The sequence below is a fragment of the Phyllobacterium sp. GQ127 genome, from assembly GCF_059758635.1.
In genome coordinates, this window is the sequence record NZ_JCAXDZ010000008.1 from 14415 (window position 1) to 27717 (window position 13303).

Genomic DNA, 13303 nt, shown 5'->3' on the forward strand with positions numbered 1-13303 from the left:
CAGTCACTCACAATTTTTTCTGATCCACCTCACGTTAAATGTTCAAATTCAGGTGATCAAATGTTATTACGTTATTGAACATTTAAAAATGGGTGATGAAATGAATGACGCGCGGGACGCCGACTGGTTTGCTCAAAAGCTGAAGGACCGGACAATTCGCGGTATTGCAATAGAAACCAGCGCATTAATCCGTGGGGGCGCATTGCCCGTGGGAACCAAGCTCCCGGCCATCCGCGATCTTGCTTTTGCGCTCGGAATTAGCCCTGCAACCATTTCCCATGCATGGCATGAGTTACGTCGGCAAAAGATTATCAGCGGGCGAGGCCGCAATGGAACATGGGTCAGCGGTGACCGTTTTATGGCGCAGCCGGCGCGTCTGGCGAGTGTTGGCAATTACGGAAAGGGCGCGTTGGATCTCACTGCCGCCGTGCCGGATGTCACGCTGCTGCCCCAACTTGCCCAGGCCATGGCTTATGGTGCTTCGGCTGAAAATCTTAATAGCTATGAGCGCAGCCGCATCCTTCCCGAATTGGAAATCGAAGCAAGAAAGACCTGGCCCTATGAGCCGGAAGCCTTCCTTGCAACAAATGGTGGCTACAATGCTGTTTATACACTGATACACGCTCTGGTCCTTCCGGGCGCCAGCGTAGCGGTAGAAGACCCCACCGGGATGCGCTTGCTGGATATTCTGGAAGATCGCGGTGTGCGTATCATTCCCGTGACGTGCGATAATGAGGGCCCAACACCTTCATCGCTGGAGGAAGCGCTGAAATTTCGGCCGGTTGCCTTCCTGTTTCAGCCACGTGTTCACTCCGTCACAGGCCAGAGCGTCAGTCCGCAGCGCATGGAGCGCTTGGCCGAGATTTTGCGTGAGACCGATACATTGATTGTTGAAGACGATGGCGTTGCCGATATTAGCGAGGCCCCGAGGCATTCGCTTGGCCGTTTTTATCCCGACCGGGTCATCCATATTTTGTCTTATTCAAAAACGCATGGCCCTGATCTGCGCCTGGCTGTGCTTTCAAGTTCGCGGGCGATCGTTGAACAGATACAGTCTTATCGCAGCTTTAGCGCAGGCTGGACAAGCCGTATCCTGCAGGCAGCAGCGGCTTGGCTGCTGCGCGATGAAGCAACACACGAAACATTGCGCCAGGCGCGGGCAATCTACCAGACAAGACGCGGCAACCTTGTTGCGGCATTGCGGGAAAGAAATGTCGAAGCAGCTTCTGGCGGAGGCTTATGCGCTTGGGTTTGCGTTTCGTCCGAGCCCTTTGCCATGGTGACAATGGCGGCGCGCGGCATAGCTGTTCATCCCGGAGCCAAATTTTCAATTCTCCCCAGCAGCCACCTGCGGGTGGCTACGGCCACTTTGTCAAATCGCTGCAAGGAGGTGGCCGATGCCATTGCTCTGGCGGCAGTGCATCGTTGAATAATTTCACGTTTTCGTTTGCAAGGGGAAGGCCAACGTAGATACGCCGGCCACGAACGCAATGCCCGCAACACGCTCCTTGACGAAGCCTTTGGTCGCTGCACTTATCGTTTACAGCGAACGGCTGTGTCTTGAGACCCCACCCGAAATACAGCCGAGGCGAAATTGGTTCACACGCTTGTCACTCAACAATGGCTATCAAGTCATGACTGATCGTTTCTGCGGAGTACTTCTCGTGATCCTAATCCCAAATGGACGCGCATGAGCGTCGTCGCATGTTATCTTTATCGTGATGGCAAACGATTGAAAGACGTACCGTTCGATGCAGTGTCCATCCCGGAAACAGATTGTGATTTCATCTGGATCGGGCTGCACAAGCCCACGCCTGAAGAACTTTCACTGCTGAAAGGCCGGTTTGGTCTTCATGAACTTTCGATAGCAGATGCCCTCAGCTCTTTGCAGATGCCAAAGCTGAGCGCCTATGATGATCAGCTTTTTGTCGTCGCAAAAACCGCGCAGCTTGCGGGTGACCGAATAACCTATGGAGAAACCGCGATTTTCGTCGGAAAGCGCTACATAATCACGGTGCGCCATGGTTCGGATCGGGGCCATGGCGAATTGCGCGGCAGACTGGAAACCTCACCTCAGACCCTTCGCCATGGAACCGATTATATATTGCATGCCATACTCGATTTCATCATCGACGGCTACCTTCCTATAGTACGAACGATCGAGGACACGGTTCTCGACATGGAACGGAAGATGCTCGACGCGTTCCTTGATCGTGACCAGATCACTCGCATTTTCAGGCTGCGAAGGGAAATTATTCTCTTTCAACGGGTTTTGGACGCGATGCTGGACCTTTGCGGCAAGCTTGTACATCTCGACCTGCCGTGCCTGGACAAGGAGGCAAAGCCCTATTTCCGCGATGCACTTCAACACATGCACCGCGTCGAGACGATGGTAGGCAGCCTGAGGGATGTGATTACCTCTGTTTTCGAGGCGAGCAATCTGCTGGAACAACAGCGGCAGGGAACGATAACCCGGCAATTGGCGGCCTGGGCGGCCATTCTGGCCGTCCCGACAGCAATCGCCGGCATCTACGGTATGAACTTCGATAATATGCCGGAACTGAAAACGACCTACGGTTATTTCGTTGTTCTCGGGATAATCGTCGTCTTGTGCATCGGGCTTTACGTTCGCTTCAAACGCGCCCGCTGGATATAATAGCTTTCATTTCTTCGGATCCGCTAGCGGCTCCTTTGATCGGCGTTGCGGAAGACATGATTTTAAAAATTTCCACATCGGTGAGACCACGTATCCCATGACCGGTATCGCAATCAACCCGACGATAATACCGATAACACCCGCGCCGGCGGCCTCGACGACCCATGCGACAACGGACCCGACAGAAGGCAAGGCATGACTTGCCACCTCGCCCACCCCTTCGATCGCATGAGCAATAGCCCCGGCACCGTAACCCTCAAGTCCGTGCACCAGGATACCGCCGCCCACCCAGATCATCGCGGCGGTTCCGATGATACCGAGCCCTTTCAGAAAATAGGGCATGCCCATAACCAGCCCGCGGCCAACTGCCCGCAAAAGCGTGCCGACGGGAGCTGCCGTCTGCGAGCGCGCCAACACCAGGCCAAGGTCGTCAGCCTTAACGATCAGGGCCACACCCCCATAAACAACCAGTGTGATACCTATGCCCACAACTGCAAGTATGAGGGCCTGCGTCAGTACATTCCCCGACGGAAGCGACGCAAGCGTGATGGCCATGATTTCAGCCGACAAAATGAAATCGGTCTTGATCGCGCTGGCAACCTTCTCGTCTTCAAGAGATTTGGAATCGATGCTGGCCGTTTCAAGTGCAGCCTCATGCGAATGGGCGGCATGCGGCAGCAGGAGCGCATAGATTTTCTCCACGCCCTCATAACACAGATATACGCCGCCGATCATGAGGAGAGGCGTAATCGCCTGGGGTGCAAGCAGGCTCAGGATCAGTGCTGCGGGGAGCAAAATCACAAGTTTGTTCTTGAGCGACCCCAGGGCGATCTTGCCGATAATCGGCAGCTCTCGCGCGGCTGAAAATCCGGTGACATAGCGCGGTGTGACTGCTGCATCGTCGATTACGACACCGGCTGCTTTCGCCCCGGCCTTCGCAGCCTGGCCAGCGATGTCGTCGAGAGAGGCCGCTGCAACCTTCGCCAATGCCGCAATGTCGTCGAGGAGGGCGATCAGTCCAATGCTCATTAAGCCTCCACCAGGAAACCGGATTTATAAAGCGGATTAGCATCCGCAGATATCAATGCAACGTGGCATCTTTCAAAAGAAGATGCCACGCGCAAGCTATTTCGGCAATGCGCGTTACTCCGCAGGCATTGGGCTCAGTCCGCCTTCGTTCATTGGGCGAACCTTTTCGCGTTTCTGCGCAGCTCTCGAAAGCACGCTCTGGCGATTGACTGACTTTCGTTCACTTTCGATACGCTCAATGAGAATTTCGGCACGTTCAATAGAGCCGAGAAGTGCCAGAATTGTTCCACGCTCGGCAGCACCGGCATTCGGTCCCAGCGCCAAGGTTCTCGCGCGCAATTCCTCCACATCCGGAATGCTTATGTGGCCCGCTGGCATCGGTGGGTTGGTGACACCGTAGTCCGGCATAATACCCTGCAACGACGCATCAAGCTTGTCGAGAGCAACATCAACGATGACGCGCGCTGCTGAACTGAATTCTTCACGTTTCACGCGTCGGGCGACCTGATGAAGCGACTCAGTCAATGCAGCGGTGAAATCCGCCTCTTCAATCAGGCTGGCGACAAGATCCAGCTGTTCGTAAGGCAAGTCTTCTTTCATCAGCGAAGCTGTATATTCACGTATATCGCGACTGAGAATATCGGTAGCAAGATAATGTTCACCCGGATCGGACGGTGCGGATTTTGCAGACCGTGCAATATCCAGAAACATGGCGCCAGCCTGAAGATGACGAGCAGTTTCCTGCTGAACTGCCGGGATTGCTTTTGCAAAATCCCCGGCAAGTTTACGGTCGAGGAATTTGGGTGTCGAATAATCTTCCGCGTCCTCAGCGTCGGTACGACCGATCCGTGCCAATACGCTCTCAAACACGCCTACGAAAGGAAAGAGCAACGCCGTATTGAATACGTTGAAGAATGTGGAATAAAGACCAACGGCAACCGGAACAAGCGGGAAAGTTTCCTTACCCTCCACGACAACAGGAACGCCCGGATCACCCCCAAACCACTGCATCGCCCACGCAAGAACTTCGATCGAGACGAAGAACAGAGGCACGGTGATACACACGCCGATAATATTGAATGACATATGCGCATAAGCGGCGCGTTTGGCATTCTTGGACAAGTTCAGGGATGCTATCCAGGAGGTAATTGTGGTTCCAAGATCCGCGCCAAGAGAAAAGGCGACCGCAGTGGTCCAGTCAAGCACACCGGCAGCGCCCAACCCCATGACGATACCGATTGTAGCCGAGGATGAGTGGATCATCGCGGTTACACCAGCTGCGATAAGAACGCACTTGATCAGGTTGAAATAAGAGTCTGCCTGGAGGGTAGAAAGAACCGACATCACTTCCGGGATATTTCGGAGCGGTCTTAGACCACCGGTCATCAGGTTCAACCCGTAGAAAATCAGGGCAAAGCCCATGCAGGCAAGCGCGATGTTGCGCACTTTGTCATTCTTCGAAAAACAATAGACCAACGAGAAAAGGCCGGCAAAGATCAGACCGAGCGGCCCAAGAGGGAGCGCAATCAAGCCATTGCCAAGTGTGGTGCCGATATTCGCTCCCATTATGACACTGATGGCAGGCCTCAATCCAACGACCCCGGCGTTCACCAGGCCTACTACCATAACAGTCATCGCTGTTGATGATTGAATAACGCCCGTGATCAGCGTACCGGCCACAACACCTTTTATCGGGGTTCCTGCGGCTTTGGCCAGAAATGCCCGCATCTTGTTGACCGAAAGTGCCTGGATGCCATTCGACATGAATTCCAGACCAAGCATGAATATTCCGAGCCCACCGATCACCGGCACGAGAATATCCTTGAAAATATCTATATCCATTGCGTCTTATCCCCATAGCGCCAAGGCGCGGTCCATTGATCTGCCTGCATCCCCTTGCAGGCATGCTTTAGCTTTCATTGCGTTGAGGAGCCGATCAGCCAATATTGCTTTATCCGGCTCACCAGAGGTTCCGATAAAGGCACATAACGCAGGGCCTGCGCATCGCGGGCGCCGCTCTCAAATGCCAGTCGGAAATAGTCATGGACACGGCGATAGCGACCAGGTGAACGACCCTCTATTGGCACGACGGCATAAGTGGCACCGCATATCGGATAGGTCGCGTCTCCGGGCTGGTCAGTGAGGGATAGGGCAAAATCCTCCGCCTTCGTCCAGTCAACGGCCGCTTGCGCTGCGTTAACACCCTCCGGGCCGGGCAGAACGAATTTGCCTGACTTGTTCTCAATGGCAGCAACCGTCAGTTGTGCTCTTTCGACCTGCCCATATTCCGCATAGGCAATGGCGCCCTTTGTGGCTTTCACCGTAAGAATTAAGTCTTGTGTCCCTTCGACACTGGTCCCCCACGGCCAGGCTATCAGCGTGTCCGCCCCATATTTCGCTTTCCACTCATCATTCTTGGAGGAAAGGTAGCTGGAGAACATATAGGTAGTGCCTGATCCATCCTTGCGATGGATGGGACTGATCTTGATGTCCGGGAGATTTAATTCCGGATTTAACAGCTTTATCGCCGGGTCGGACCATGATTGGATTTTGCCAAGATAAATATCCGCAAGAAGCGGACCCGACAGATTCAACCGGTCAATGCCTTCCAGATTGATTGCGATGGCAACGCTGCCCAAAACAATCGGGAATTGCTGACGCCCATGTTTGGCAAGTTCCGCATGCGATAATGGAACGTCTGTTGCCGCAAAATCCATTTCCGGCTGGCTGAGGCGCATAACACCTGCAAGCGATCCTACCAATTCATAGTCTACCGTCCAGTCCGGCGAAGTGAAATCTCCACCATCTGTGCGGGATGCTTTGTAGTTTTCAGCCCATTTCGCAATGATGGGCGCTGCAAATGTCGAGCCGGCGCCGCGGATTGGTTCAGCTCTGGCGGGGGATAGCAAGACGACGAAGATCGTGATCGCCAAAACAAAAATGCGTGAAACGCATGATATTTTTTGGAGCATAAACAGCACGGAGCGTTTCATCATTGTACCTCAGATATGATCAATTAAAGGTTCACGAAGGCTGATCGCCTTCGCTTCAAAGGAGTTTGAAACGTCTGGCTTGCTTAAAAACTATTCTTACTTTTTCAGTATCTCCGTTTCTTAAAACATTGATGACAACTCCCTGCTTCGGATTCTTATTGGGACCATCACCGAAATTGGCAGTCGCCTGTCATTCAACTGACACGTCGAGGAGATTTACATTGCTCGACTACGAAGGTCACATTCCGCAGGAGGTTTAGATGTCCGACAGCGCAGGCGATGCCGGCCTCAAGAACAAGGTCGCGATCGTAACCGGATCGACAAGCGGCATTGGTATGGGCATAGCGCGCCGGTTGGCAGGGCAAGGGGTGAACGTCGTGATCAATGGCCTCGGTGATGCCTCTGTTATCGAAGCGGAACGGAGTGCCATTGAAACCGAATTTTCCGTGCGGTGTCTGTACTCGCCGGCGAACATGCTTTCTGGTCCCGAAATTTCCGACATGGTACAGCTTGCAGTCGATGAGCTCGGTTCATGCGATATTCTGATCAACAATGCCGGCATTCAGCATGTGGCACCGATCGACGAGTTTCCGGACGAGAAGTGGGAAGCGATCCTGCAGATAAATCTTGGCGCTGCCTTCCATGCCATCAAGGCGGTCATTCCCCCGATGAAGGCACGCGGATGGGGCCGGATCATCAACATTGCGTCTGCACATGCCCTGGTCGCATCCCCCTACAAATCTGCCTACGTGGCCGCCAAGCACGGCATTGCCGGTCTGACGAAGACCGCCGCCCTGGAGGTTGCAGCAAACCGGATAACGGTGAACGCGATCTGCCCCGGATATGTCTGGACGCCATTGGTCGAAGCGCAGATCCCAGGCACCATGGCTGCCCGCGGCATGACCAAGGAACAGGTGATCCATGACGTGCTTCTGGAAGCGCAACCCACGAAGGAATTCGTAACCATCGATCAAGTAGCGGCGCTTGCGGCATTCCTGTGTTCGCACGACACCGCTTCAATCACTGGTGCGATCATTCCCGTTGACGGTGGATGGACCGCACATTGAACAATGCTTTCGTAGCTATTCAAGGGACAGATCATATGAAATCCGACGATGTTCGCCGCGCCTATGCGATGCCTCTGACCAACCCGGCCTATCCGCCCGGACCTTATCGGTTCACGGACAGGGAATATGTCATCATCACCTATCGAACCGATATTGACGCCTTGCGGCAGGTTGTTCCCGCACCGCTTGAAATTGTCGAGCCGATCGTGAAATATGAATTCATCAAGATGCCGGATTCAACGGGTTTTGGCGATTACGTCGAGTCCGGTCAGGTTATCCCGGTGCGATTTGATGGGAAGGAGGGTGTCTATGTCCACGCCATGTACCTTGATGATGATGCCCCGATCGCCGGTGGACGTGAAATCTGGGGCTTCCCCAAAAAGCTTGCCTATCCCAAGCTTGTGCATGAAGGCGAAGTGATCGTCGGGACCCTTCATTACGGTTCGGTGCTTTGCGCAACGGCGACCATGGGCTACAAACATCATGCAGTCGATAAAGCCGCAATTGCCAGGTCTCTAAAGCAGCCTAATTTTCTCGTCAAAATCATACCGCATGTCGACGCCACCCCGCGCATATGCGAACTGGTTCAGTATCACCTTGAAGACATTACCGTGAAAGGTGCCTGGTCAGGCCCGGCCGAACTCGAGCTTCATCGCCATGTCATTGCCGATGTCGCCCGGCTACCGGTTCTGGAAGTCATCGGCGCGGTGCATTTCCTTGCCGATCTAACCTTGGGCATGGGCAAAGTCGTTCATGATTATTTGAGTGATCCGGTTTGAATCGCCCGGTCACAAAGGAACGTATCAACATGGACCAGTTAGCCGGCACTCCCAAGAACAAGGCTGTCAGTATCAAGGAGGTGCTTGATCCCTATCAGTCGGTCGCGCTTGTCTTTCAGGGCGGCGGCGCACTCGGTGCCTATCAAGCCGGGGTTTTTCAGGCATTAAGCGAGGCAGGCGTGGCCGCCAACTGGTTATCAGGCGTTTCGATCGGAGCGATAAACGCGGCGATCATTGCGGGCAATAAACCGGGAGACCAGGTGGATCGGCTAAGGAATTTCTGGGAGACGGTATCCAGCAGAAAGGTCTGGCATTTCACACCGGAGGGCGACTACTTTCGCAAGCTGCGCAATCAGGCCAGCGCCATGATGACCATGACTTCGGGGCTACCGGGCTTTTTTGCACCGCGGGAAATGAACCCCTGGCAACAGCTTGCGGGGGCATCCGGCGCGACCAGTTTCTATGATACCAGCGAACTGGAAACCACGCTGAACCGGCTGATCGATTGGAAGGTTCTGAACGACAGACAGCAACGGCTGAGCGTCGGTGCCGTAAATGTGAGGACAGGCAACTTCCGCTATTTCGACAGTGAAATCGAAACTATCTCAGCCCAACATATTATGGCGTCTGGCGCACTTCCCCCGGCTTTTCCAGCGATCCATATCGAAAACGAATATTACTGGGATGGCGGCATTGTATCGAACACACCACTGCAATATTTGCTGGAACAGGAAGATGTTCATGATACGCTTGTCTTCCAGGTCGATCTGTTCAGTGCACGCGGGACTCTGCCCCGCGAAATGCCGGATGTGCTCGCCCGACACAAGGATATTATGTATTCGAGCCGGACACGCAACAACACGGATACATTCCGCCGGCTGCATAATCTCAAACTGAAGCTGCATCAGGCCTTGCTGCGCGTGCCAGCCGAAGCGCTCACCGCTGAGGATAGGGAATTTCTTTCCTCCATGCAGGATGTGCCACAGATCAACATTGTTCACCTCATCTACCAGCAAAAACTTTATGAAGGCCATGCCAAGGATTACGAATTCTCCGGAACTTCGATGCGCGAACATTGGGATTCTGGCTATGAAGATACGCGAAAGACCCTGCGCCACCGTACCTGGCTGGAAAAGCCGCCAGAGTCTGTCGGCATGACGGTGCACGATGTCCATCGTGATGATCCAAGTTAACTAATATGGTGTGGTTTGGATTTTTACTGTAGGCGAGGAGCGTGGCCTGCATATTCTAAACGGGTACCGTGTAGCAACGCACGAGTCCCATTACACTTGGAAAAATGGCACTCATAGTTCGATCCGATCCGAGAACATTTCGAGATTGGCATTCTAAGATTTGCCGATTTCGTTTACTCGGGTCTGCACGCTCAACCGATCAAGCGACGCTAAGGGTAAATTAATGAATATTTTAAGCCTGCGGTCGAGTTCCATCAATGCACGAGAGAAGGCTTGTTTCCGCTCCCATGGCTCCCCTTCAGCTAAGACTGGATCAGACGATTCCCATTGGGCAGTCACTGGAAGACCCGGCCATTCAGGCATAGGCTCTCCCGCCTGTTCATGCCGACCTTTCGGATCCGCAGCGTGAAGCCCTCGGCAAAAAATGAATTGTCGCTAGTGTCGAAATAGGTTGAGGTCTGCTCGATCGTCTCATCCGGATCGCCGAGCAAGTCCGATGACGCAAGCCGCTCAAAACTGGCGACATCAATTTCAAGTTTCAGTTCTACTTCAGTCAACTGCACGCCGTAACGAAGATCCATCGACTGATCTATTTTCTTGTCGCTTTTGATGCAAACTATCTCACTATTACTGATCGACTAGGTAAGGCACGCTTTCCATATCAGTCCACGGAAAGGGTGCACAATGACAAAAGTACTGGTCCTTTATTATTCATCATACGGCCATGTGGAGACTATGGCCGCCGCCGTAGCAGAAGGCGTACGCGAAGCGGGAGCATTTGCGACCATAAAACGCGTGCCGGAGATCGTGCCCAAAGAGGTATGCACGAAATCTGGCTACAAGACTGAGCAGGATGCCGCCATCGCATCGGTTTCCGAACTTGTGGACTATGATGCAATCATTATCGGGACCCCGACGCGCTTCGGAAACATGGCGTCTCAAATGAAAAACTTCCTTGATCAGACAGGTGGACTCTGGGCAAGCCATGCGCTGGTAGGCAAAGTGGGAAGCGTTTTTACTTCCACAGGCAGCCAGCACGGCGGTCAGGAATCGACAATCCTTTCCACCCATATTGTGCTGATGCATCTGGGAATGGTGGTCGTCGGCCTGCCCTATACGTTCGAGGGACAGATGACGATGAGCGAAATCACTGGTGGATCGCCTTACGGCGCGTCTACCTTGGCCGATGATGGCAAAGGCGGCAATCGAGAGCCAAGCGCCAATGAGCTTGCCGGCGCGCGTTTCCAGGGACGCTACGTCGCAGAAATAGCGAAACCTTTGACTGCTGCATGTTTTGCGAAAGCAGGCTAGGTCATGGGCAAGACAGATGGACAATTTCGCGAGGCTACCCGGTGGACGACCGTCTTTGCCGTCGTTGCCGCAGGTGTCACTGCCGCTTTGCAGGTCGGCAAAGGCGCCATAGCAACACCCATTATGCAGGCGGACCTGGATCTTGATCTTGCGACGATCAGTTGGCTGACTTCTATATTCGCCGTCCTTGGACTGGCTGGGGGGATACCGGCTGGTGCCCTCGTTGCTGGCTGGGGCGATCGGCGCATGCTGATTACCGGGTTGCTGGCTATTGTCATAGGGGCCGTATCAGGCGCGCTGTCATCTTCGTTCACGGTTTTGCTTGGGTCACGGATCATCGAAGGATTCGGCTTCCTCTTCATCACAGTCGCGGGACCTGGAATCCTCCAGCGGGTCGTTACTGAAGAGCATCGGAATAAAGCTTTTGCCCTGTGGAGTTGTTTCATGCCCGGTGGGATGGCGATTGCATTGCTCTTCGGCCCGCTATTTGCCAGCTGGCAATCAATCTGGTGGGCAAGTGCCATATTGGCAGGAGCTACAATCCTTGTGTCACTCGCGACGATACCCCGTCCTCGCCTCGGTCCTCTACTGTCGTGGAGCCGTGTGGCAGCCGATGCCGCTGCAACAATTACGGCGCGGGGACCTGTTCTTTTGGCAGTCTGTTTTGCCATATATAGCCTGATGTTTTTCGCCCTCTTCAGCTTTCTTCCGGTCCTGCTGATGGAGAGAATGCACGTTTCCCTGACCACTGCTGGCCTTCTGAGTGCGCTGGCCATAGCATCCAATATTATTGGCAATCTTGCTGCGGGCTTTTTTCTTTCAAGGGAAACGCCGCGCTGGCTGCTCATCGCGGGTGCAAGCATCATCATGGGTCTGTGTTCGCTGGCGATTTTTCTTGGTGTATTGACAAACAGCCTGACTTTTCTCCTGTGCATTGTGTTTTGCGGCATTGGCGGGCTGATTCCGGCAACGCTTCTCTCCACTGCCCCGATTGTTGCCGGCAGGGCAACACTCACGCCCGTTGTTGTGGGCCTCCTGATGCAGGGAAGCAACTTCGGACAAGTCATCGGGCCGGTCGGCATAGGCACCGCAATTCAAAACTTCGGCTGGCCTACTGCGGCGATGATCGTTGGCGCGGGAGCAATTTTGGCAGTCATCGCGGCGTTGTTTCTGCGGGCGACACTCAATAGAGTTGAGAGGTAGCGCCCATGGACGAAGGCCCGATGTTTATCGAAGTCTTGCGAGCTGGTGCAAAACAGGGACAAAACTGACATGATTGATGGGCTAACCCTGGATCAAATGCGAACATTTGTTACTGTTGCGGAAACCGGAAGTTTCCGCGCAGCAGCCATTCGTCTCTCACGCGTTCAATCGGCCATAAGTCATTCCATTGCCAATCTCGAAGGTCAAATGGGAGTTGAAGTTTTCGATCGCTCTGGACATCGCCCTGTCTTGACGCCCGAGGGTGCTGCCCTGTTGGTCAATGCTCGAGACATTCTGCTACGAGTGGATGTCATGCGGGCTAGAGCGCGCGGAATTGGGGGTGGTGTGGAACTTGAGCTTTCACTGGTCGTGGACTCGCTGTTTCCCTTATCCATAGTTGGAAAAGCATTGACCCATATACGCGAGAAATTTCCGTCGGTGGCCGTTCGATTATCAGTCGAACCAATGGGAGGACCGTTAAACACATTGCTCGAAAAAAGATGTACTTTAGGGATAATCGTTGGTGAGCACTTTCGTGATCCCCGGGTCGCTCTCGATGCGATTTCATCGATCGCTCTGGTAGCGGTTGTCGCACCTACGCACCCTCTTGCAATGTTTGCATTAAGCAAAGCGCTGGAAATACCGGATCTTGCGGATCACGTTCAAATTGTCCAGTCGGATCCTTCACCTCTGTCTGAGGGGCATGATTTCGGTGTCATCTCCCCGCAAACGTGCAGGGTTAACAGCCAGGACACGAAACATGCGTTGATCCTTTCAGGATTGGGGTGGGGTCGGCTACCTTCCTGGCAAGTGGAGCGTGACATCAGCGAGGGAAATTTGGTGCGACTGGCAACAGGCTCCTTGGGGCGCGAAAGCCAAGTGACAGCTGAAACCTATCTTGCTCGCCGACTGGACGAACCGCTAGGCCCGGCGGCGCGTGCCTTTTCGGATGCATTAACAAAGCTGGCTCGCGACGTTCGCGTTACACAACCTGCGGGCATCGCGTTGAAGGTACGCCCCAACGACCGATAGCCAGAACAGGACATGACCAGCATGGTATGTGGATCCTGTC

Annotated in this window: 12 protein-coding genes; 8 read left to right on the top strand and 4 right to left on the bottom strand. The window is 53.9% G+C overall.

Annotated features, from left to right (window positions below):
- The first annotated feature begins 100 nt into the window (after positions 1-100).
- Positions 101-1429 (top strand): aminotransferase-like domain-containing protein, encoded by a 1329-nt coding sequence (locus AC6CHM_RS21415; RefSeq protein ID WP_498174722.1) that lies wholly within the window; start codon positions 101-103, stop codon positions 1427-1429.
- A gap of 261 nt (positions 1430-1690) precedes the next feature.
- Positions 1691-2656: a magnesium and cobalt transport protein CorA gene (locus AC6CHM_RS21420; protein ID WP_498174724.1), complete on the top strand. Its 966-nt coding sequence runs from the start codon at positions 1691-1693 to the stop codon at positions 2654-2656.
- Positions 2657-2662: 6 nt separating this feature from the next.
- Here AC6CHM_RS21420 and AC6CHM_RS21425 read toward each other — a convergent pair whose 3' ends face one another.
- From AC6CHM_RS21425 to pstS, 3 genes are all read right to left on the bottom strand, one after another.
- Positions 2663-3685, bottom strand: a complete 1023-nt coding sequence (locus AC6CHM_RS21425) for a DUF808 domain-containing protein (protein WP_498174726.1) — start codon at positions 3683-3685, stop codon at positions 2663-2665.
- A 114-nt stretch (positions 3686-3799) separates the two neighbouring features.
- The gene (locus AC6CHM_RS21430; protein WP_440810324.1) at positions 3800-5527 is read right to left on the bottom strand and encodes a Na/Pi cotransporter family protein; all 1728 of its coding nucleotides are present in this window, start codon (positions 5525-5527) and stop codon (positions 3800-3802) included.
- A 74-nt stretch (positions 5528-5601) separates the two neighbouring features.
- Entirely contained in the window at positions 5602-6681 is a 1080-nt protein-coding gene (gene pstS, locus AC6CHM_RS21435) for a phosphate ABC transporter substrate-binding protein PstS (RefSeq protein WP_498174728.1), read from the bottom strand.
- Between the two features lie 257 nt (positions 6682-6938).
- On the opposite strand from pstS, the gene AC6CHM_RS21440 reads away from it, so the two are divergent.
- Genes AC6CHM_RS21440 through AC6CHM_RS21450 form a run of 3 tightly spaced genes read left to right on the top strand, consistent with a single transcriptional unit; the run spans position 6939 to position 9717 of the window.
- A complete protein-coding gene (locus tag AC6CHM_RS21440; RefSeq protein WP_498174730.1) occupies positions 6939-7745 on the top strand; it encodes a 3-hydroxybutyrate dehydrogenase in 807 nt (268 codons plus the stop codon).
- Positions 7746-7780: 35 nt separating this feature from the next.
- Positions 7781-8524, top strand: coding sequence for an acetoacetate decarboxylase (locus AC6CHM_RS21445; RefSeq protein WP_498174732.1), 744 nt, complete (start codon positions 7781-7783; stop codon positions 8522-8524).
- A gap of 29 nt (positions 8525-8553) precedes the next feature.
- Positions 8554-9717, top strand: a complete 1164-nt coding sequence (locus AC6CHM_RS21450) for a patatin-like phospholipase family protein (protein ID WP_498174734.1) — start codon at positions 8554-8556, stop codon at positions 9715-9717.
- A gap of 335 nt (positions 9718-10052) precedes the next feature.
- Here the strand turns inward: AC6CHM_RS21450 and AC6CHM_RS21455 are convergent, their stop codons facing one another.
- Entirely contained in the window at positions 10053-10298 is a 246-nt protein-coding gene (locus AC6CHM_RS21455; protein WP_498174736.1) for a CYTH domain-containing protein, read from the bottom strand.
- Between the two features lie 103 nt (positions 10299-10401).
- Here AC6CHM_RS21455 and wrbA point away from each other — a divergent pair, with 103 nt between their 5' ends.
- The 3 genes from wrbA to AC6CHM_RS21470 all read left to right on the top strand — a co-directional run bounded on the left by wrbA (position 10402) and on the right by AC6CHM_RS21470 (position 13263).
- Positions 10402-11028: an NAD(P)H:quinone oxidoreductase gene (wrbA, locus tag AC6CHM_RS21460; protein WP_498174738.1), complete on the top strand. Its 627-nt coding sequence runs from the start codon at positions 10402-10404 to the stop codon at positions 11026-11028.
- Positions 11029-11031: 3 nt separating this feature from the next.
- Positions 11032-12231: an MFS transporter gene (locus tag AC6CHM_RS21465; protein WP_498174740.1), complete on the top strand. Its 1200-nt coding sequence runs from the start codon at positions 11032-11034 to the stop codon at positions 12229-12231.
- Positions 12232-12300: 69 nt separating this feature from the next.
- Complete coding sequence (locus AC6CHM_RS21470; RefSeq protein WP_498174742.1) at positions 12301-13263, top strand: LysR family transcriptional regulator; 963 nt, start codon at positions 12301-12303, stop codon at positions 13261-13263.
- Positions 13264-13303 lie beyond the last annotated feature (40 nt).

Bases quoted from the DNA above. Each gene is read 5' to 3' on its own strand.
- AC6CHM_RS21450 (WP_498174734.1), top strand. From the start codon at position 8,554: ATGGACCAGTTAGCCGGCACTCCCAAGAACAAGGCTGTCAGTATCAAG.
- AC6CHM_RS21465 (WP_498174740.1), top strand. From the start codon at position 11,032: ATGGGCAAGACAGATGGACAATTTCGCGAGGCTACCCGGTGGACGACC.
- AC6CHM_RS21415 (WP_498174722.1), top strand. From the start codon at position 101: ATGAATGACGCGCGGGACGCCGACTGGTTTGCTCAAAAGCTGAAGGAC.
- AC6CHM_RS21470 (WP_498174742.1), top strand. From the start codon at position 12,301: ATGATTGATGGGCTAACCCTGGATCAAATGCGAACATTTGTTACTGTT.
- pstS (WP_498174728.1), bottom strand. From the start codon at position 6,681: ATGATGAAACGCTCCGTGCTGTTTATGCTCCAAAAAATATCATGCGTT.
- AC6CHM_RS21445 (WP_498174732.1), top strand. From the start codon at position 7,781: ATGAAATCCGACGATGTTCGCCGCGCCTATGCGATGCCTCTGACCAAC.
- AC6CHM_RS21420 (WP_498174724.1), top strand. From the start codon at position 1,691: ATGAGCGTCGTCGCATGTTATCTTTATCGTGATGGCAAACGATTGAAA.
- wrbA (WP_498174738.1), top strand. From the start codon at position 10,402: ATGACAAAAGTACTGGTCCTTTATTATTCATCATACGGCCATGTGGAG.
- AC6CHM_RS21440 (WP_498174730.1), top strand. From the start codon at position 6,939: ATGTCCGACAGCGCAGGCGATGCCGGCCTCAAGAACAAGGTCGCGATC.
- AC6CHM_RS21430 (WP_440810324.1), bottom strand. From the start codon at position 5,527: ATGGATATAGATATTTTCAAGGATATTCTCGTGCCGGTGATCGGTGGG.
- AC6CHM_RS21455 (WP_498174736.1), bottom strand. From the start codon at position 10,298: ATGGATCTTCGTTACGGCGTGCAGTTGACTGAAGTAGAACTGAAACTT.
- AC6CHM_RS21425 (WP_498174726.1), bottom strand. From the start codon at position 3,685: ATGAGCATTGGACTGATCGCCCTCCTCGACGACATTGCGGCATTGGCG.